At 43.7% G+C, this 21,025-nt stretch carries 17 protein-coding genes; all 17 read left to right on the top strand.

From position 1 onward, the window contains the following. The first annotated feature begins 45 nt into the window (after positions 1 to 45). Complete coding sequence (locus ACN0S4_RS03465) at positions 46 to 687, top strand: hypothetical protein (RefSeq protein WP_417656320.1); 642 nt, start codon at positions 46 to 48, stop codon at positions 685 to 687. Between the two features lie 139 nt (positions 688 to 826). Continuing rightward, a complete protein-coding gene (locus ACN0S4_RS03460) occupies positions 827 to 1,195 on the top strand; it encodes a hypothetical protein (RefSeq protein ID WP_417656319.1) in 369 nt (122 codons plus the stop codon). Between the two features lie 578 nt (positions 1,196 to 1,773). Beyond that, entirely contained in the window at positions 1,774 to 3,066 is a 1,293-nt protein-coding gene (locus tag ACN0S4_RS03455) for a YjbF family lipoprotein (protein ID WP_417656318.1), read from the top strand. 107 nt (positions 3,067 to 3,173) lie between these two features. Continuing rightward, entirely contained in the window at positions 3,174 to 5,321 is a 2,148-nt protein-coding gene (locus ACN0S4_RS03450) for a YjbH domain-containing protein (protein ID WP_417656317.1), read from the top strand. 170 nt (positions 5,322 to 5,491) lie between these two features. After that, complete coding sequence (locus ACN0S4_RS03445) at positions 5,492 to 6,637, top strand: polysaccharide export protein (protein WP_417656316.1); 1,146 nt, start codon at positions 5,492 to 5,494, stop codon at positions 6,635 to 6,637. Positions 6,638 to 6,927: 290 nt separating this feature from the next. Then, positions 6,928 to 7,377 (top strand): low molecular weight protein-tyrosine-phosphatase, encoded by a 450-nt coding sequence (locus ACN0S4_RS03440; protein ID WP_417656315.1) that lies wholly within the window; start codon positions 6,928 to 6,930, stop codon positions 7,375 to 7,377. A 28-nt stretch (positions 7,378 to 7,405) separates the two neighbouring features. After that, positions 7,406 to 9,613, top strand: a complete 2,208-nt coding sequence (locus ACN0S4_RS03435; protein WP_417656314.1) for a polysaccharide biosynthesis tyrosine autokinase — start codon at positions 7,406 to 7,408, stop codon at positions 9,611 to 9,613. Positions 9,614 to 9,688: 75 nt separating this feature from the next. Further along, on the top strand, positions 9,689 to 10,993 hold the full coding sequence (locus ACN0S4_RS03430; RefSeq protein WP_417656313.1) for a nucleotide sugar dehydrogenase: 1,305 nt from the start codon (positions 9,689 to 9,691) through the stop codon (positions 10,991 to 10,993). Then, entirely contained in the window at positions 10,993 to 11,946 is a 954-nt protein-coding gene (locus tag ACN0S4_RS03425) for a Gfo/Idh/MocA family oxidoreductase (RefSeq protein ID WP_417656312.1), read from the top strand. Before ACN0S4_RS03430 ends, ACN0S4_RS03425 begins: the two co-directional genes overlap by 1 nt. A gap of 1 nt (position 11,947) precedes the next feature. Continuing rightward, entirely contained in the window at positions 11,948 to 12,535 is a 588-nt protein-coding gene (locus ACN0S4_RS03420; RefSeq protein ID WP_417656311.1) for an acyltransferase, read from the top strand. Positions 12,536 to 12,540: 5 nt separating this feature from the next. Beyond that, on the top strand, positions 12,541 to 13,644 hold the full coding sequence (locus ACN0S4_RS03415) for a DegT/DnrJ/EryC1/StrS family aminotransferase (RefSeq protein WP_417656310.1): 1,104 nt from the start codon (positions 12,541 to 12,543) through the stop codon (positions 13,642 to 13,644). A 170-nt stretch (positions 13,645 to 13,814) separates the two neighbouring features. Next, on the top strand, positions 13,815 to 15,080 hold the full coding sequence (locus ACN0S4_RS03410; RefSeq protein ID WP_417656309.1) for a lipopolysaccharide biosynthesis protein: 1,266 nt from the start codon (positions 13,815 to 13,817) through the stop codon (positions 15,078 to 15,080). Further along, on the top strand, positions 15,080 to 16,225 hold the full coding sequence (locus tag ACN0S4_RS03405) for a CapA family protein (protein ID WP_417656308.1): 1,146 nt from the start codon (positions 15,080 to 15,082) through the stop codon (positions 16,223 to 16,225). Before ACN0S4_RS03410 ends, ACN0S4_RS03405 begins: the two co-directional genes overlap by 1 nt. After that, positions 16,222 to 17,403 (top strand): hypothetical protein, encoded by a 1,182-nt coding sequence (locus tag ACN0S4_RS03400; protein ID WP_417656307.1) that lies wholly within the window; start codon positions 16,222 to 16,224, stop codon positions 17,401 to 17,403. The genes ACN0S4_RS03405 and ACN0S4_RS03400 overlap by 4 nt, the downstream gene beginning before the upstream one ends. Next, on the top strand, positions 17,376 to 17,870 hold the full coding sequence (locus ACN0S4_RS03395; RefSeq protein WP_417656306.1) for an acyltransferase: 495 nt from the start codon (positions 17,376 to 17,378) through the stop codon (positions 17,868 to 17,870). The genes ACN0S4_RS03400 and ACN0S4_RS03395 overlap by 28 nt, the downstream gene beginning before the upstream one ends. A gap of 525 nt (positions 17,871 to 18,395) precedes the next feature. Further along, complete coding sequence (locus ACN0S4_RS03390; protein WP_417656305.1) at positions 18,396 to 19,658, top strand: polysaccharide deacetylase family protein; 1,263 nt, start codon at positions 18,396 to 18,398, stop codon at positions 19,656 to 19,658. A 1-nt stretch (position 19,659) separates the two neighbouring features. Continuing rightward, complete coding sequence (locus tag ACN0S4_RS03385; protein WP_417656304.1) at positions 19,660 to 20,994, top strand: O-antigen polymerase; 1,335 nt, start codon at positions 19,660 to 19,662, stop codon at positions 20,992 to 20,994. Positions 20,995 to 21,025 lie beyond the last annotated feature (31 nt).

The following is a 21,025-nucleotide window of genomic DNA, read 5'->3' as shown; positions in this document are numbered from 1 at the left end:
ATGGTCAATAGTAATGGTTCCTCACATCTTTTGTGGCACAAATGTATGAAACATATTCTGTTAGTTTTAGTGGTAATTGTTGCGGTAGTGATTTCTCCGCCGAGCTCTGCGTGGCAAGTGGTTGAGGTGTCTCAAGGTGGTTCTCAGTTGGATCAAGCGCGGCAGTTTCTAAATAATTACCCGACCGAGCCCTTTATGAACGAGCAGCGGCTAAGTCAATTCGCAGAGGCACGTAGCCAAAAAGATATCATGAGATTAAATGGCTACAATAGGCTTCAAACAGAGGCCAGGGCTCTAGAACGAAATATTGAACAACGGTTAAGGGCTGCTCGCGACGCTCTCGAGGTGGGAGATATTGCCAGATTTAACCATGAAAGGACTGTTCTGAACGTTGTTGAGCAAAATATGCAGGACGTGGCTCAACGATGGAGTCAGATGACCCCAATGGAGCGCTATCGTGAAACACAAGCACAGCAGGCCGACGTAGCGACCGAACAAGTGGAAATATCGAATCCAGGCCCTGAGGTGGCTAGCAATGCGCCTCCGCCGCCAACATCGCCAACTTTTCTCGGAATGAGCTTGACCACACCGGTAGTTGTAACAGGCGTTGCGGTAGCCGTGGGTACTGCGGCCGCTATAACTAACAACGGTGACGACACTACCGACACCACTGGTGGGAATAACTAACCGCTGTAGGTTAGCGAGTAAAATAAAAATGGGTGTTTTGTGTAAAAAACGCTCATTTTTCTAATTTATGTTATGCAATGCGAAAAATCGCTGCTATGATTGTCGGTATTCGAGTTTGAACAAACAGGGATTATTGAAAATGAAAAACGTATTAGCTTTAAGCGTATTATTGGTATCAACCGCAGCATTCGTAGCCGCGCCAGTTAGTTTAGCGAACCCGCAAGCAGCTGGTGGTTCTGGTGCTGCTGCTCAGACAGGTGGCGGTGCTGGTGGTGCTGGTGGTGCCGGAGCAGGTGCTGGTGGTGCCGGAGCTGGCGCTGGCGCAGGAGCTGGCGCAGCTGGTGCAGCTGGTGCAGCTGGTGCAGGCGCAGCAGCAGCAGGCGCAGCCGCAGCAGTAGGCACTGGTTTTGCATTTACAACTGCCGTAATAGTTGGTGGAGCCGTAGTCGCTGGTGCGGTTGTTGTGTCAAACAATGATGATGACAACACAACTGCTACTGGTAATTAATCTCACCGTAAAGTAAATGATTAGTGCAAAAAGGCCGCTCAATGAGCGGTCTTTTTTTGTGGTCTACAACACGTTTAGCAGCCCCTCATACATTTATTTAATTCCCCGCAAAGACGTTAAATTACGGTTGTGTTCAATCAGGCGCTATGGTGAAATACACAAGTCAATTTAATAAAAATTAAACATCCGTTCACTAAGCTTGATTAACGTACTTATTTTCCCGGTTTATTCAGAGCTATAGTGAGCGCGAATAGGCGTCATTGTGTGGAGTTTGGGATCCGTAACCTAAGGGCGGTAGCGTGCCTCACGGATAGTTTGAGCTGCTTTTGATATAATACTTTTGTTATGTTATCAGCTTGATATTTATGGCTAAATTCAAAAATCTAACGAATAACCAATAATGAGAAAAAGTCAGAGTGTTTGATATTCAAGCTAAGAGCAAGAAACTCCCAAGTTGTCGACTTCAGTCCATCGTTTTGTTGTGCGCTATGCTAGTGAGTCTGTCTGGTTGTAGCAGTATAAGAGAAGACAGCGCAAAACTGACGGACAGTCAGTCGAATCAGTCAATAGATAGTGATGTGACAGGCGATCCGAAAGCCAACGAGTTGCTCACTATTTATGAATACTTTTTTGCTGATCCACTTCCACTACCCTCGCGCTCGGAACTTCAGCAAGGACAATTACCAACCGCTTACGTTCAAGCGGGTGACAACGATCGCGCCGTTATAGCTCTTGGTAATAGCGGTCCATACGGCGAGATATGGTACTCCGGCGGTCAAGCGTTACGATTAGCGCATGGACGCTTGATTGGTTCGGGTGATGTTGCGCCTGCGGACCTGATTATGGTGACGAATCTTGCGGCTGACCCGCTGCGATGTATTGTCGCAAACGGTGATAGCAATTGTGAGCGGTCGTGGCAACGAACGGTAGATATTCGGCCATCGAAGTTGGTGGAAGCGAGTTATCAGCGTGGTGATGTGATTGTCAGCTATCAGGTGTCGAGTACCTTTAGTGTGCAAGGTGATACAGTTACCGAAACTGGCACAGCAACCGATGCGTTGAGCAATACCTACTCTTTTGAAAATACTTTTACGCTCAGCAATGGACGAGTAAGCCAAAGCCGTCAGTGGTTTAGTCCGCAGCTCGGTTACATCGATTATGACGTGGCTAAGATGCCTGAAACTGCTGAGCGAGTGCGCTATGAAGCGCCGGCATTTGCGTTTACAGCATCAAGTGGCAATCGACTGTCGTTACTTCTGGAAAATGAAGTGGTGGCGCCGCGATTAAGTGCTGAACACTATTGGCCGCTGCTGCGCATCCACAACGACAGCTTGCAGCAAAAGTTTGAGGCGCGGAAGCAGGGTATGCTGATGCGCCTGCGCTTATTGCGTGAATACTACAACGGTGAGAGCCAGCCCGAATTGGCTGCCGCTACCCAAGAACTCCTTGAAGCCTTCCAATCGTGGCCGTTACGTGCCACCTATCAGCATGGCGTCCAGCCTCCCCAAATGCTGATCGACTTTGCCGACAACCCCTATTTAAATCCAGCCGATGCCGGTGACTCTGGTCAGTACACCGTGAGTATTCCTGTGCGTCCAGATGGGCATCGCGTTGTGGGTTTGAGTGATGCCAGTGCCGCCGAGTTTGCGTTGCCAGCTATTTATGACGTGCAGCCCAATGGCAGCATTCAGGCGCACGCGAAACCGGACGCTATGTTGGTACCACTGCCAGGCCATGCCACCGTGCGCCTGCAAAGCATTCCTGATGCGCAGCTGCCTCCGGGCTTTCGTGACTTGAATTACCAGTTAGCGTTGTTCCTGCAGCATTGGGACTGGGCGGCTGATGCTGCTTCAAACGGAGGTGCTGAATAATGAAGCATCTTCAAAAAACGTGTCAAAAGACGCTAAAAACAAGACATATGAAGAATAAAAAGTGTCAATTGACATTAAATGGTCAAAATATAATCGAAAAGTGTCAAATGACACTTCTGTCACGACAAACTGCAGCTGTTTTGCTGTTGGGTCTAGGTGCGAGTAGCACTGCCACTGCCAACGAGCAGGTGGAAGTAGAAGGATTTAACACCTACACCCAATCGGATTTTGGTGGTGTGGGTTTGCTGCAAACCCCAACCGCGCGAATGAACCCGGAAGGGCAGTTCGCGCTGGCGTATAGTGATACCAGTGAGTTCCGGCGCATGAGCGTAAACTTGCAACTGTTTGATTGGTTGGAAGCGACGGCGCGGTATACTGATGTGCGTTATAGGCTCTACAGTGATGATCCGGAGTTTAGCGGCGACCAAACCTTAAAAGATAAAGGCTTCGACTTTAAAATTCGACTGCTTCAAGAAAGCCAATACATTCCGAACCTCTCACTAGGTTTACGAGATGTAGGTGGTACAGGCCAATCATCGAGCGAATTCCTCGTTGCGAACAAAGCACTCTACACACGGGACTATGGCCATTTCGATTTTTCATTGGGGGTTGCCACAGGTAATTTAGGTACAGCGGACAATATTCCGAACCTACTTTGCGAAATCCGCGATAGTTTTTGCGAACGTGGAACAGGAATATCCGGAACAGGTGGACAATTCGAAGTCGATCAATGGTTCCGCGGACCTGCTGCACTCTTTGGTGGTGTGTTATGGCAAACGCCATATGACCCGCTCAGTATCAAACTAGAGTACGATTCCAACGACTACACTCGTGAAACGGACGGTTTACGTACTCCGGGCTACGAAGATTTCGAGTTTGTACAAGACTCACCATGGAACATCGGCGCCGAGTATCGCTACAACGAATACATAACCCTGCGTGCGGCCTATGAGCGCGGCAATACTTTTAGCTTTGGTATGGAGTTTAGCTATAACCTAGTCACCACTGTCCAAGGTAAATTTGAGGCGCCGAAACGCCCACCAAGTTACAACCAGCCACAGCAAATCAGCCAAGTTGAATTCGAACGTATGAGCGCGGAGCTGCTCAACGAAGCTGGCTATCGCGTACAGAAAATCTACCAGCCGAATGACGCGATTGTAACCGTCGTCGCAGAACAAGAACGTTTCCGTAATACCGTACAAGCGGCTGATCGCGCCGCACGTATCATGGCAACGCACCTACCCAATAGCGTGCAACGTTTTGAAATCAGTGAGATCCGCAATGACTTCCGCATTGAGCAAGTCAATATCAATGCCGATTACTTCCGTACCGCTTGGCGTGGTGAGCGTTTTTATACCGACGAGCTTGATGCCATCACCGTGGGTGAAGTGCGTCCAGACCGTGACCAAGACAACTTGCTGTATCAAGGCGACTTGCGGCACGGTTTGAATTGGTCCGTATTGCCGTCGTTGTCGCAGTCATTTGGTGGCGCTGAGACCTTCTTTATTTATCAGTTGTCGGTGGCTGGCAATGCCAACTACCGGTTTAATAACAACTGGGTGATTGACGGCACCATGAACGTCGACATCGTCAATAACTACGACAAGTTCAACTTCTTACTCGATGAACTCGGCTCTCCTCTGCCACGCGTCAGAACCCGCGCTCGTGAATACTCGGTTAATAACGATGTGTGGCTGAATGACTTGCAGGTCACTTACACCGAACAGATGGCACGTGATTGGTACGCGAGCGCTTATGGCGGTTACCTTGAGCGGATGTTCGGTGGTGTGGGCGGTGAATTGTTGTATCGCCCACTCGATAGTACCTGGGCATTAGGCTTTGACGTGAACTATGTGAAGCAACGTGACCCGTTTTCATCACTCGGCTTTGACGACTATGATGTGGTCACTGGCCACGCGACCTTGTATTGGCAGCTCCCGTACCTCAAAGACTCGATGCTGCAATTGAAAGCAGGGCGCTTCTTGGCAGGTGACGATGGCGTGAATATCGATTTCTCGCATCGCTTCGAATCCGGCATTGTCGCCGGTGCTTATGCAGCATTCACCAACGTATCCGCTGAAGACTTCGGTGAAGGTAGTTTCAACAAGGGCGTATACTTGCGTATACCCTTTGACCTATTCTTCCTAACCAATACGCGCGAAACCGGCACTATTGGCTGGCAGCCAATAACCCGTGACGGAGGCCAGCTCCTGCGTCGTAAGACTCGTTTATACGATATGACGAGCCCAAGATAATTTAAGAGCGTTATTCGTCGCTCGTACGCTTCGCTGTTCGTCCGTGCTCCGCACTGTTCGAAGAAGCCAAACATAAAGAGCGAAGTGATCGAATAGCGCAGCGGACAAACAGCGAAGCGTACGAATAGCGCAGCGCACGAACAACGAAAACTAGAAAAACCGAGATGACTATGAACAACTTAAAAACGACTCTAATCCTTCCCGTAGCTCTGTTAGCTGGGTGTAGTTTGTCTCCCGGCGGTCATATCCCCGACCAGAGCAGCGGTGCTTTGTTTGGCGAAGACTCACGCACGCAGCAGAACCAAGAGTTTAGCGAAGCTGAGCTGAGTAAGTTAGTAAATACTTACTCTATCTCGCCAATGCTGATTGCTGAGTTGGATGCCTTGCAGCCGTCGCCCAAAACCAACAGTGCGCTAGAAGCTGCGCGTAATGGTTATGACTACCTGATTGGCCGTGGTGACATTCTGAATATCACCGTTTGGAATCACCCAGAGCTAACCATTCCAGCGGGCTCCATGCGAAGCGCGCAAGAAGCCGGTAACTGGGTGCACAATGACGGTACGATTTTCTATCCGTACATTGGTCGTGTTGAGGTGGAAGGCAAAAAAGTCACGCAAGTGCGCGATGAAATTGCTGAGCGACTCGCCGAATACATCGAAAGCCCACAAGTAGATGTTACCGTTGCCGCTTTCCGCAGCCAGCGCGTCTATGTAACCGGTGAAGTCATGGAGCCAGGCGTACTGCCAGTCACCAACGTACCCATGACACTCATCGAAGCGGTGAACATGGCAGGTGGTGCAAACCCTGAAGCGGATTTATCCAATGTAACGCTGACTCGAGGCGACCAAGAAGTGTCGTATAACTTGAGTGAGCTCTATCAAAACGGTAACACTGGTCAAAACGTGATTCTGCAGAAGAACGACGTGTTGCACATTCCGCGTAACGACGCGAACAAAGTATTTGTGCTCGGTGAAGTGCGTCAGCCGAAGAGCTACATGATGGGCCGTAGCGGCATGACCTTAGCCGAAGCTTTAGCGGATGCTGGCGGTATGTTTGAATCAACCGCTGATGCATCAGGAATCTTCGTGATCCGCCAAGCCGACCCAGAATCAGGTCGCGTAGCGGATGTGTATCAGCTCAATGCCAAAAACGCGATTGCACTCGTGTTAGCTGAACAGTTCGTGATGCAACCCCGTGACGTCGTTTACGTCACCGCAGCACCAGTAGCCCGTTGGAACCGCGTGATCAGCCAGTTACTGCCGTCTATCACGGGCCTCTACAGCCTAGGCCGCTTCCAAGACGACGTCAGAAACTAAGAAAAGCGTTGTTCGTCTCTCGTACGCTCCGCTGTTCGTCCGCTTCGCTCTTCGATGTTAAGAAAGAGCGAAGCGATCGAACAGTGCGAAGCACGCACGAACAGCAAAGCGTACGAAAAGCGCAGCGTACAAACAGCGAAGCGCACGCTCTTCAAGAATGAAAAAGAGCGAAGCGATCGAACAGTGCGAAGCACGGACGAGCAGCAACGCGTACGAACAGCGTAGCGCACCAACAGCGAAGCGTACGCTCTTCAAGCGCAAATAATGAGCAAAGGTAGAATCAACCAAAAATGTTCAACAAAATCCTAGTAGTCTGCCTCGGTAACATCTGCCGCTCACCTACCGGTGAGTTTGCGCTCAAGCAACTGCTTCCCAGCAAAACCATTGCTTCAGCAGGATTACATGCTATGAAGCACAGCGATGGCAAAGGCTGGGACATGGACGCTACCGCGCGTGCGGTAGCTGAGCAGAATGGACTGGCATGCCCAACCCATGAAGCGCAACAACTCACGCGTGAGTTGATTGGCCATTATGATTTGATTTTGGTGATGGAAAACGAGCAGCGGAATCATATTGCGAAACGTTACCCTGAAGCGCATGCCAAAACCATGTTGTTAGGACAATGGTTACAACCCGGTGGCAAAGATATTCCCGACCCTTATAAAAAAAGCGATGAGGTATACCAACATGTGTATCATCTCATCGATCAGGCCTGCGAAGCGTGGGCACAGAAGCTTTAAAAAATTCTAATCAGTAGGTAGTTCAAACATGCAACAAAACCAAACCCAACCCACGGCATCCGCTCATAGTCAAAAAAGTGACGATGATGAGATTGATTTAGCGCGTTTGCTTGGCTTATTGATAGACCATCGTTGGTTTATCATTATCACCACAGCCGTGTTTATGGTGTTCGGTGTCGCTTATGCGTTACTGGCTACACCCATTTATCAGGCCGATGCCTTGTTGCAGGTCGAAAAGAAATCCAGCGGCTTACCCGCCATCGGTGAAATGTCCGAACTTTTCGCCACTGAAAGCGAAGCCGCCACCGAAATCGAGATTATGAAATCTCGGATGGTGGTCGGTGCCGTGGTAGACCAACTCAGACTCACCAATGTGGTAAAGCCAGATTACCTGCCTGTGATTGGGAACTATTTAGCTCGTCGCAGTGGTGAGAAAGACGTTGTGCAAGTAGAAATGTTGCAAGTACCGCCAAACCAAGTGGGCAAAGAGCTGCATTTAGAATTTGTTGATAACAACTTCGCACTATACAACTCCGATGGAGACCGAGTACTAGATGGAGTAGTGGGTACTCCAGCCGAGAGTGGTGAGTGGATGTTGCATGTGTCCGCTGTTCAAAATCCGAATACTGAGCATTTTAAAGTGACAAAGCTAAGTCATTTAGCAGCGGTGAACTTCTGGCAACTTAAACTCGCCGTTAGCGAGCGTGGTCGTCAAACTGGGATTCTAAACGCAACTATTCAAGATCCTGATAAGCAAAAGGCTGTGCGCGTGCTTGATGCCATTGCCAGCGAATACATGTTGCAGAATATTCGCCGAAATGCAGCAGAAGCTGAAAATAGCCTCGAATTCTTGCAGCGTCAGATTCCCACGATTAAAGACAACCTGAATGATGCAGAAGAACAGCTAAATAAGTTCCGTTTACAGAGCCAATCGGTAGACTTAAGTATTGAAACCAAAGGCTTGTTAGACCAAGTGGTTGAAATTGAACGCCGCTTAAACGAATTGTCACTAAAAGAGGCCGAATTAAGCCGACTTTACACTCGAAATCATCCTACTTACCAAGCATTAATTGAACAGAAAGAAAACCTAGAAGCGGACTTGGAACGCTTGAGTGCCCAAGTACAACAGTTGCCAGAAACGCAGCAGCAGGTTTTGCGCTATGCGCGAGATGTTGAAGTGAATCAAGAGATATATTTGGCATTGTTGAATCGTATGCAAGAACTCAATGTTTTAAAAGCGGGAACTGTGGGGAATGTTCGAATTTTAGATCAAGCAGCGTCAGGCCGCGGAGCAGTAGCCCCGAAGAAAAGCTTAATAGTTTTAATTACTGTTGCTCTAGGCGGAGTTGTAGCGGTAGGATTTGTGTTGATCCGGTCGGCTTTGCATAAAGGTATTGAACGTGCTGAACAGCTTGAGGAGGAAGGTATTAACGTTTATGCGTCAGTGCCACTTTCAGAAGTTCAGAAGCAGATGAATGAGAGGCTCGCAAGGTTAGCGCGGCGAAGCCGCGTTGAGTCACTTCAAGCTCCTTTGTTGGCAAAAGATGATCCGACGGATCTCGCTATCGAAGCATTACGCGGGCTCCGAACAAGCTTGCATTTCGCAATGCTCGAAGCGCGTAACAACGTGATTATGATTTCAGGCCCAAGCCCTGGTGTAGGTAAATCATTTGTTACTGCAAACTTAGCTGCAGTTCTTGCTCAAAGTGGGCAGAAAGTTCTGATGATTGATGGTGATATTAGGCGTGGTTACCTGCACAATATAATGAATTCTGTGAATGATTATGGATTGTCAGATTTGCTTGCGGTGCGTAATAAAGGTAGTAGGAAAATTGGGGTTGCGAACTATCATGACATTATCGTTCCATCGCCTATTGAAAATATGATGTTTATGCCTCGCGGCACCGCTGCGCCGAATCCGTCCGAGTTGCTCATGCATCCACGCATGAACGAACTTCTTGAAGCGGCATCGAATGATTTTGATTATGTCCTGATTGATACGCCGCCAGTATTGGCAGTAACAGATGCATCAATAGTCGGTCGTTATGCCGGTACTACTTTACTTGTTGCACGCTTCGGAATGACACCGACTAAAGAAATGGTTCAAACTGTCAAACGATTTAATCAAAACGGTGTAGAAGTGAAAGGTGTCATTCTCAACAGTGTTGAAAGAAAAGCTAGTGCTTATTATGGATATGGCTATGGCTACCATTATGGTTATTCATACAAAAGCTAATTATTTAACAAACGTACACATACTGGTAAGCGCTCCGCGTCTTAATTTTATTTTGTATTTCAATGGATAGAAGAAATGCTTAACGAACTGATTCAAAAGTTAAAAAATAAAACCGCAATTATCGGAATTGCCGGTTTAGGGTATGTTGGTCAACCCTTGTTACTCCGTTACACAGATATCGGATACAAAGTTATCGGTTTTGATATTGACGAGGGTAAAGTCAACGAACTTAATAGCGGACGAAGTGAGATTGAACACATATCTGACGACAGAGTACGAAAAGCAGTATCGAAAGGTTTTGAAGCGACGTTTGATTTTTCGAGAGCTTTAGAATGTGATGCGCTGATCCTGTGTGTTCCTACGCCACTGAGCAAGCATCGAGAACCTGACATGTCTTTTGTTATCAATACGACAGACATGTTGAAAAAGTACTTTCGTGAAGGACAAGTAATTTCACTAGAGAGTACGACATACCCCGGAACTACAGAAGAACTTCTATTACCTCGTCTTGAAGAAGGCGGGTTGAAAGTCGGTGAAAATATTTATCTTGTCTATTCGCCTGAGCGAGAAGACCCAGGTAATCCAAACTTCGAAACACGAACCATCCCAAAAGTTGTAGGTGGGCAAACCGAAGCGTGTAGAGAAGTAGGTATTGCTCTGTACGAGCAAGCTATCGACCAAATTGTACCAGTTAGTTCAACCAAAGCTGCTGAGCTAACCAAGTTATTAGAGAATATTCATCGAGCTGTGAACATTGGACTTGTCAATGAGATGAAGGTTGTGGCCGATCGCATGGGCATAGATATTTTTGAAGTTATTGATGCAGCGAAGACAAAACCTTTTGGGTTTACCGCCTATTATCCTGGCCCTGGGCTGGGTGGTCATTGTATTCCAATCGACCCCTTCTACTTAACGTGGAAAGCCCGTGAATATGGCTTGCATACGCGTTTTATTGAGCTATCTGGTGAAGTGAATCGTGCGATGCCTGAATATGTGGTCTCCAAGCTGATGGATGGCCTGAATGACACGAATAAGTCATTAAGAGGAAGCAAAGTGCTGGTGCTCGGTATTGCCTATAAGAAGAACGTAGATGATATGCGTGAGTCACCATCCGTTGAGATTATGGAATTGATTCAGGCAAAAGGAGCTGAAGTGGCTTATAGTGATCCACACGTTCCAATATTTCCCAAAATGCGTGAACATTCCTTTAAACTCTCCAGCGTGTTTTTAACTCCAGAGACATTGGCATCCTATGATGCTGTTGTGCTGGCCACAGATCACGACAAATTTGATTACGACGCTATCTATGAACACGCCAAAGTGATTATCGATTCACGCGGTAAATACCGTCATGTGAATAGTAAAGTGGTAAAAGCCTAATGAAGAACTTCGCATTAATTGGAGCTGCTGGTTACATCGCTCCACGTCACATGAAGGCAATTAATGAAACAGGTAATAAGCTGAGCGTAGCTTATGACATCAATGATTCCGTAGGGATTATTGATAGCATTTCGCCAGATAGCGACTTTTTCACCAATTTCGAGCAGTTCTACGAACATGCTTGGAAACTCAAGCGGAATGACAATACGAAGCTCGATTATGTTTCTATTTGCACGCCCAATCATATGCATGCGTCGCAGATTACCGCTGCACTCCGGCTTGGCTGTGACGTAATTTGTGAAAAGCCACTAGTACCAACCTCATCAGATTTGGATGAACTCGCTTTGGTTGAGAGAGAAACGGGTAAGCGAGTTTTTAATATACTTCAGCTTCGTCATCACCAAGCTATTTTGGATTTAAAAGAAAAAGTTGCTCGCGCAACTTCGGAAAGAAAGCATGAAGTTGAGCTGACTTATATTACTTCGCGAGGCAAGTGGTATATGGAGAGTTGGAAAGGCGATCCAAGAAAGTCATTCGGTGTTGCAACAAATATTGGCGTGCACTTTTTCGACATGTTGCACTTTATTTTTGGCAAGCTTCAACGCAACGTATTGCACTTTGCCAATGATATGAAGGCAAGTGGCTATCTTGAATACGAAAGAGCTCGTGTGCGTTGGTTTTTATCTATAGATGCTGGTGATCTACCCGAATCAATTTCCGGGAAACAATCGACATTCCGCACGATCACCTGCGATGGCGAAGAACTTGAGTTCTCCGGCGGTTTTACAGATCTGCATACCGTCAGTTATGAAGAGATTTTAGCCGGACGAGGCTACGGCATTGCGGACGCCCGTCACTGTGTGGAGACCGTTGAGTCCATTCGCGTTCAACAACCTCAAACTGCAGCGCCTAACGAAGCTCACCCTCATTTAAAGAACTTATTGGCAGACTAATATGAGCTATTACAAACACGAATCAGCGATTGTCGATGAAGGAGCTGAAATCGGTGAAGGCAGCCGAGTTTGGCATTTCGTGCACGTCTGTGGTGGCGCAAAAATCGGTAAAGGCGTTTCACTTGGGCAGAATGTATTCGTCGGCAACAAGGTTGTTATCGGTGACAACTGCAAAGTACAAAACAACGTGTCAGTCTACGACAATGTCTATCTTGAAGATGGCGTATTCTGTGGCCCGAGTATGGTATTTACGAATGTTTACAATCCTCGATCTTTGATAGAGCGAAAAGACCAGTACTTAGACACTCATGTTATGAAAGGCGCAACTTTAGGTGCGAACTGCACCATTGTTTGCGGAGTCACTATTGGTGAATATTCATTTGTTGGCGCTGGCGCTGTCGTCAACCGAGACGTGCCGGCTTATGCACTAGTGCTTGGCGTTCCTGCTAAGCAACGTGGATGGATGAGTGAATTTGGTGAGCAGTTAAACTTACCTGTTAGTGGCGAAGGTGAAGCAGTCTGTGAACACACCGGTACCCGATATATTTTGAACGGTAATCAACTTACGAAACTAGTCGCAGGATCATAACTTTTATGATGCAGTTTATAGATTTGGCAGCACAACAAGCTCGAATTAAAGACAAGATTGACGCGGCCATAGCCAAAGTATTGGCTCATGGACAATACATTCTGGGGCCGGAAGTTGACGAGTTAGAAGAAAAGCTCGCGGCCTATACTGGAGCCAAACACTGCATTACCGTAGCAAACGGAACTGACGCGCTTCAAATTGCTCAAATGGCATTGGGCATTGGACCTGGTGATGAGGTCATTACGCCGGGATTTACGTACATAGCCACTGCAGAAACAGTCTCGCTGTTGGGTGCAAAGCCTGTATACGTTGATATCGATGCAAAGACATATAACCTCGATCCCAATCTCCTTGAGGCTGCAATAACGCCTAGAACCAAGGCAATCATTCCAGTGAGCCTTTATGGGCAATGTGCTGATTTTGATGCTATAAACGCGATTGCTGACAAATATGGAGTTCCAGTTATTGAGGATGCTGCTCAAAGCTTTGGTGCCACCTATAAAGGGCGCAAGTCGTGCAATTTGAGCACAATAGCCTGCACCAGTTTTTTTCCAAGTAAGCCGTTAGGTTGCTATGGTGACGGTGGTGCAATTTTCACAAATGATAACGAATTGGCTTTAGTAATGCGCCAAATTGCACGCCATGGACAAGATCGCCGTTATCATCACATTCGTGTCGGAGTGAATAGTCGTCTAGATACCATGCAGGCCGCTATTCTTTTGAGCAAATTGGAAATTTTTCCGGATGAAATTGAGCGTCGCGGTCTTATCGCTGAGTATTACAATCAGCTACTATGCCAGATTGAGAGTTATACCAAACCATATTTAAAAGGTGACTGTACGTCCGCTTGGGCGCAGTACACAATTCGTGTAGGAAAGCGTAAGGAGATTCAAACTAGGCTTAAAGAAGTAGGTATTCCAACAGCCATACATTATCCTTTACCTCTTAATAAACAACCGGCAGTTTCGGATGCAAGTGTACATTTAAAGGTGGGAGATGTGGCCGCGGAACAAGTCTTAAGTTTACCGATTCATCCATATCTGCATAAGCATGAGCAGAGATATGTTATAGATATACTTTCATCCGTCCGAGAGAACTCTGGGCTATGAAAGGTTAACAATCAAGATTCAGGTAGTTTTCTCAAACTTATCAACGTAGCTGTTTGTAATTCAAAAATAGGAAATACTAGCAAATCTGTTGAGCTATTTTTAATGATTAATAGTTCAAGATAGCTATTTATTCAAATAAATGAAGAAGATACCCACGAAGTTATTCGAGCATGATTAAATTCAAGGCGCTAAAGGGTGATTTTGCTAAGAATATTTTCACCCTTATGACGGGAAGTACAATCGCTCAAGCTATTCCGCTGGCAGTTAGTCCTATATTGACAAGACTATATAGCCCTGAAGAATTTGGATTACTCGCACTATTCATTGCAATCACAAGTATTTTTGGTGCCATTGCGAATGGAAGGTACGAGCTAGCCATTATGCTGCCTGCAGATGATGAGGATGCTGTTAACATTGCAGCACTCGGTCTTATTATTACAACAACTCTAGCTTTTCTTTTACTGATATTAGTTTTTTTTCTAAACCAACATATTTGTAATTGGCTCGGAAATGAAGCTATAGGCGTATGGCTATATTTTGTACCTTTTGTAGTCTGGTTTACAGGCCTTTACAATGTACTTAACTATTTCAATAATAGAATTAAAAATTACAAAGACATCGCTTACTCTACCATATGCAAATCGATAGCTTCTGCATTTTTTCAGTTGTTTCTAGGGTATATCAAGTTGGGTGCAGCAGGTTTGATTAGTGGGCAGGTTTTTGCAACCATAATTGCTAATGGTACTTTGTTAAAACGAACTTTAAATTATTTGGATGTTAGAAAAGTAATTAGTGTTGAGCGTATTAAATTTATGGCTATTCGTTATCGTCAGTTTCCCGCATATTCAATGTTCGGTATTTTAGCGAATGCGTTAGCGCAGAATCTGACAAGCATATTGATTTCAACATACTATTCAGTTGCCACACTGGGCTTTTATTCGCTTGTGCAGCGTATTTTAGGTATGCCGTCAGCACTAGTGGGGGGCGCTGTCGGTCAAGTTTTTTATCAAAAAGCAATTGAAGAAAAAAATAGGACTGGGAAAGCAGATAAGGTTTTCGACAGTACAGTCAAAGGACTAGTTTTACTTGCCTTGCCAGCATTTTTAATATTGTATCTTTTTATCGAAGATTTATTTGCTTTTGTTTTTGGAGAAAAGTGGAGAGTTGCGGGAGAGTATGCGGAAATCCTGACTCCATTATTTTTTGTGAAGTTTGTAATGAGTGCGGTAAGTAATATAAATAATGTATTTGAAAAACAAAGAATAGCGCTAGTTTGGCAATTCATCTTTTTAGTACTTTCTTTAGGTGTTTTTATAATTTCAAAAAATATAGGTTTTTCTGAATACTATTTTTTTAGAGCGATGACCATTGTTCTTTTTTTACATTACGTCTTTCTTTATTTCATAATGAGAGAAGTATCGAAGGGTAATCTTTAATGAAAATTGCTTTAACTGGAGATGTATTTCTAGGTGGAGATCTTTGTAAATTCAATGCCATTGAATCGATACAAGTAAAGTCTTATCTAGAGGCTGATACGCGAATCGTAAATCTAGAGCAAGCGATAAGTGATAACAATTACCTTGAAGACAAGGGAACCCTTTATACTAAATCTGAAAGTTTGCTGAAACTTAGGTCTATGCGAGTTGATGTTGCCGGAATAGCGAACAATCACATACATGACAAGGGTTTAGTAGGAATTCAAGAAACAAAAGAGCATCTTACAGCAGCAGGCGTAAGATGTTTTGGAGCTGGAAAAACTCTTGTCGAATCAAGCGAATCTATTTGGCTTTCAGAGGACTTGGTAATAATTGGATATTGTGAATTTGAAAAGCCTTATCTTAAGAGCGTTGCGGTGGCGTCTGATTCAATATCCGGTGTAAATCCTCTTAGGTATGACAAGATTAAGCAGGATTTGGAGGCATTACCAGCAAACGCTAAAGCTATTCTATACTTTCACTGGGGCGAGGAGCATGTGTGGTTTCCGCCATCAGCCGATATTGAATTGGCAAAGAAATTATTGAGGCACTGTAAAGTTGCGTTAATCGTCGGTATGCATTCACATCGACCTCAGGGATATATAAAGTACAATGGTAAATTCGCATACATGTCATTGGGAAATTTCTTATTCCCTAATTTTTTCTACGACCAACCAGCTCAACTTGCTCACCCTGATTTAGACCGTATAAATCAGGGGTATGACATAACTCGGCAGTATCATGGAGTTCTTGGTCTCACTTATAAGAAATGGCGGTTAATCAATCGTGTATCTTTAGTAGTTAACTTGGATTGGGGTACGAATAGGTGCGGACATCAATTCGCTATTCAGGATGATAATTCGCCAGTCGTGTCAGATATTGATAAGTTAAGTGCTATTGTTTGGTCGTTCTGGATAAGAATACTTTCCATTGTTTATCTACTACCATCGAGTATATACAAACCTGTTGAAGTTGTCTTAAATAAACCCTCAAGAATGCTTTGGCGGTTTGGTTTCTATATGTATTTGCTAAGACAATGGGGATTAAAATATTTCACTACTAGAGTTTTTAATAAATTGCGTCGTTTTTTTCTTGGGGGCTTGTGATTAATAAAAAATCGTGTGCAGTTGTACTCGGGGGCTATGTTAATGGGTATTCTATTATCAGGGAGCTTTATGATAGCGGAGTAAGAGATATTGTACTAGTGGATTACAATCGCTCCTTATCCTCTTTTAGTAATAAAGTTCTACATCAATTCGTAATTGACCGTGACAAAGAATCTCTATTGAGCGTGCTAAATCAACTACATAAAAAATATGAGAATATAATTTTATATCCAACTGATGATATCCAGTTAGAGTTTCTAGTAGATATTTATAAAAAAGTTTGTGATTTTTGCTTTATACCATTCAATCCTGACAATCTAATTAAAACTCTTGACAAGAGCTATCAATATTTTTGGTGCGAGAAACTGGGGATTCCTTATCCGGTTAGTCGAACATTGGAGACTGAAGCTGATTGGCAGTTCATTCGTGAATTAAGGCCACCTTTACTTGTCAAGCCAAGTAAGCGTGATGACCTAACATCATCGGTGTTTCGAAATGCATTCTTCGAGACATATGAGTGTCTTGAATCTGCTCGCTCGGGTTTGTTTGAACATGTTAGGAGTGGAGTGAAATTTGTGGTATCCGAATTTATTCCTGGAAATGATACAAATATTTATGCGTATACTGCTTACCGTTCTTTTGACGGTCGTATACTAAATGAATGGATTGGAAAAAAATTAACGCAGTACCCGGATAATTTTGGAGTTTTTTCAAGCGCTGCGAATGTAGGCCCTGATGTTATTCAAGAATATGGACGACGTCTTTTGAATGGTATGAATCTATGGGGTATTGCCGAGCCGGAGTTTAAATATGATGAGCGTGACGGACAATATAAATTAATGGAAATAAATCTTCGTTCCATGATGTGGCATAGAACAGGTAATCTCAGCGGTGTAAAGTTGCAATACACTCAATGGTTAGATGCCGCAGGTATCGAACCACCAAGACAGCAACAGAATAGAATAGAACGCATACATTATATTTATATGAAGCATGAATTATTGAATTTAATTTCCCGTAATAATTATTTTAAGTATTTTAAGAGGAATATATTTAATTGTAATAAATGTGAGTTCGCTGTTTTTAATTGGGCTGATCTTAAACCTTTTATTTATGATTTACTATCCCTCTCGAAGGAGATTATGGGTACATGGTTAAAACGCTGGCGAAAGCATTGATTTTTCAATTTTATCGTTTCTTTCTAGCAAGGAAGGGAGTAATTATTCATCATCATGCAGTTATTAGTAATGTAGATTTTCTCGGCAAGGCTGTAATTGAACCATTTTGTCGACTTTGCGGCTCCCCCAAAATATCGATTGGCGATAATTTTTATATGAACGTAGGGTGCCATATTTTGGGAGATATTGCGATCGGTAACGACGTACAGATCGGTCCAAAAACAGTAATATGGGGGCGTGATCACGGTATGAAAATTGGTCAGTTAATCCGTGAACAATCTCATGTGTGTGCTCCGGTGACGATTAGGGACGATGTTTGGGTTGGGGCGAACGTAACGATTTTGAAAGGTGTTGAAATTGGTAAAGGAGCTGTCATTGGTGCAGGAGCCGTCGTTACGCAAAATATCCCAGAGTACGCTATAGCCGTAGGTAACCCAGCACGAGTTGTCAAGTACAGAGAGCAATAGTGGAGGGATTATAGAGCGTTCGTAATAATTTATATTGATAGAATATTTACTAAATGAATTGAAAGTAATTGAGAAATACAAGGTGTTTTTGTTTCGGTAATTATTTTATCTATTATAACTATCAGCATTGCTCGTATTGAATTATAACCGTACAAAATATCAGTGGTAACTAAATTTGCTTATCAATTGATTTAATATTTGGGTTTATGATTTGGATAGAAGAATAAGGTAGATAAGTATGGTTTATTCGATACTTTTCGTGACTTTAAAGTGAGTGGTGTATTAATATTTAGCTTTTTATAATGAATAAAGTCAGTTGAACACCCATATTTATAGGTATATATTAATAGTTTTTCCTGATTTTTATAATTGAGTTATAGATATTTATTTTTATGAAAATCATTCTAATATTAAGTGGTTTATATGGCTGATAGTAGATTCTCGAACAGTAGTTTAAGATGGCTAGAGTTAATTTTGTATGAGCGATTTGGGTGTTTTTTTACGATTAGCCATCAGGTTGGTAGCTTGCAATTAAGCTTAAAAGATCGCGATGACCGTATTAGGTTTGATGTGCTTCAAGACATCTTTCATGATTCCTGTTCTGATTTTCCATGCAAGCAATGGTCGGCGAGAAGTGAAGGGTATATCGGAGTGGTTGACGATGTTTTGCCGGCGCCGTCTCTCGAATGTCTACCAGAGCCATTGATTGAACTGGATGGGAAAGGAGCAATAGTCCACTATGATATTTTGGGCTTAACTTATTGGATGCTGACACGAATTGAAGAAGTTGAGCGCAATGATTTGGATGCTCACTTACGATTTCCTGCAACTTCATCTCACGCTTGGCGCCATGGATATCTTGAGCGTCCAGTTGTAGATGAATGGTTGAATATCTTGGGGCAAGTAATATTAAAAGTTTGGCCTGAGCGAGTGTTACGGACACATAGATTCAGAGTTTGTGTGAGTCATGACGTTGATGTCCCAAGCCTATACGCATTTAAGTCCTGGAAGGTAATAACCCGAATAATAATGGGTCACCTATTCAAAAGACGTGATATGAAAGCTTTGATGACAACGTTGTATTTGAAATTCACAACCCGACGTCAACTTAGTCCCAACGACCCATACAATACCTTTGAGTGGTTGATGGACGTATCTGAAGCGAATAACTTACAAAGCGCCTTTTACTTTATATGCGGTCGTACTGACAAAAATAAGGATGCTGACTACGAGCTCGAGCACCCAGTACTACGAAATCTGCTGTGTCGAATCCACAAGCGCGGCCATGAGATTGGACTTCACCCGAGTTATGGGAGCTTCTTGTTATCTGAGCAAATCACTAGGGAATCCAAACGTCTTAAGCAGGTTTGTAGTGAAGAGGGAATTAGCCAGAAGCTCTGGGGCGGGCGAATGCATTATCTCCGATGGCAACAGCCTACTACGCTAGTCGCTTGGGCTAATGCAGGGATGGATTATGATGCTACGCTTGGTTATGCGGATAAACCTGGATTCAGATGTGGCACTTGTCATGAATATCCAGCTTTTGATCCCGTTTCGCAACAAGCTCTAAACATGCGTATCCGTCCCTTGATTGTGATGGAATGTACTGTGCTGGATGAAGCCTATTTGGGACTAGGAAATAATTTGGAGGCTGCATTTCAATGTATGCAAAATCTAAAATCTACTTGTAAAAAGGTAGGCGGTATTTATAGCCTTTTGTGGCACAACTCATATTTGACGAAGCAGTCTGAAAGAGAATTATACCTAGCATGTATAGAGGGTGATTAAGTTGTTGGACATAGGTTTTTGGCTGCTTTATATAACTACACCAATTATTACTATTATTCTCTTGCGCGCCGCTGGTGAGAGAATAACTAAAATTAGTATTGTGAATGTAACAGTTATTGCATTAATTATGTTCTCAATACTTGGTACGTTTCCGCTATTTTATTTTCTTGATGAATATCGATATTCTATTGGGGTGAATGATCAAACAATCGTATTAAAGGTTCTCTTTTATTCGTCTATAAATATATTTGTTTTTATATTAGGTGTTATTTTTACAAGAAAAGTGTTTGGTATCAGACCAATCGAATTTGATTCGTCTGAAATTAAAATGCTAAGTCAAATCCAGTGGTTGGCTTTGATTACAATATTCTTTTTATGTGTAATCGTGCTGCTTCTGTACTTGCAACAAATTGATCGAGTAGCAATTTTTATTACATTTACAGAAAGCATTTCCGACGCTAAGGCTGCTAGAAGCGACATGGGTAATTCATTCGCGGGTAAATATCATTGGTATAAGCTATTTATGCATGATATAGGCAAGTTAGTGACTTTTTCTGTATACGCACATTGGTTAATCACAAAAAATAGATTGGCGCTTATCGGTTTTATTAGTTCACTGATTTACTCTTTGTTTGTTGCTATTATGGCTACAGAGAAAGGACCGGCCGCATGGCTTTTGATAGGTCTGTTTATGGTTTATTTTTTGGTGAATAGAAATGGTTCGATCCCATTCCGAAAAATCGTTCCTTTTATTTTATTTTTGCTGGGAGGGTTGATTTTAGGGTATATTTTCTTTATGGGCTCCGACAATGTCTTCTCGGCAATCGGGGCGATATTTTCTAGAGCTTTCTCTGGTAGTATTTCGCCAGCATATTACTATCTGGAGTTTTTCCCTGCTCATCAAGAATTTTTGTTGGGGCGAACCTTCCCAAATCCAGGTGGTATTCTGCCCTATGAGCCTTACTTATATACAATAGAAGTAATGAACTGGAAATTTCCCTACCATCTAGAGTTAGGTATCGTTGGGACTATGCCCACTGTCTTTTGGGGAGAGGCTTATGCCAACTTCGGAGTCGCTGGAATTCCCATAATAGCATTCATAATGGGTTGTATAGTTTCAATTGTGAGCTACGTTGTCTCTAAACTTGAAATAAATCCCTTGAGTATTGGATTTTATGTTTGGCTTATCCTTATGTTCAAAAATTTAGCAAACACAGGGTTTAGCGGATATTTCTATAACGTTTATATTCTTTTCGTTTCAATGCTTGTGCTTGGAGTTCTGGCAATTCGGGGTTACTTACGAGTTCGTCGTAAACGTAGCCATCGGATAGTTTGAACCACAAAACTAAAATACCTGATGTAATTTA

Origin of the sequence: Pseudidiomarina aestuarii (assembly GCF_048263735.1) — a bacterium.
Classification (GTDB): Bacteria; Pseudomonadota; Gammaproteobacteria; order Enterobacterales; family Alteromonadaceae; genus Pseudidiomarina; species Pseudidiomarina aestuarii_B.
This window is presented reverse-complemented; position numbering and strand designations above follow the sequence as displayed.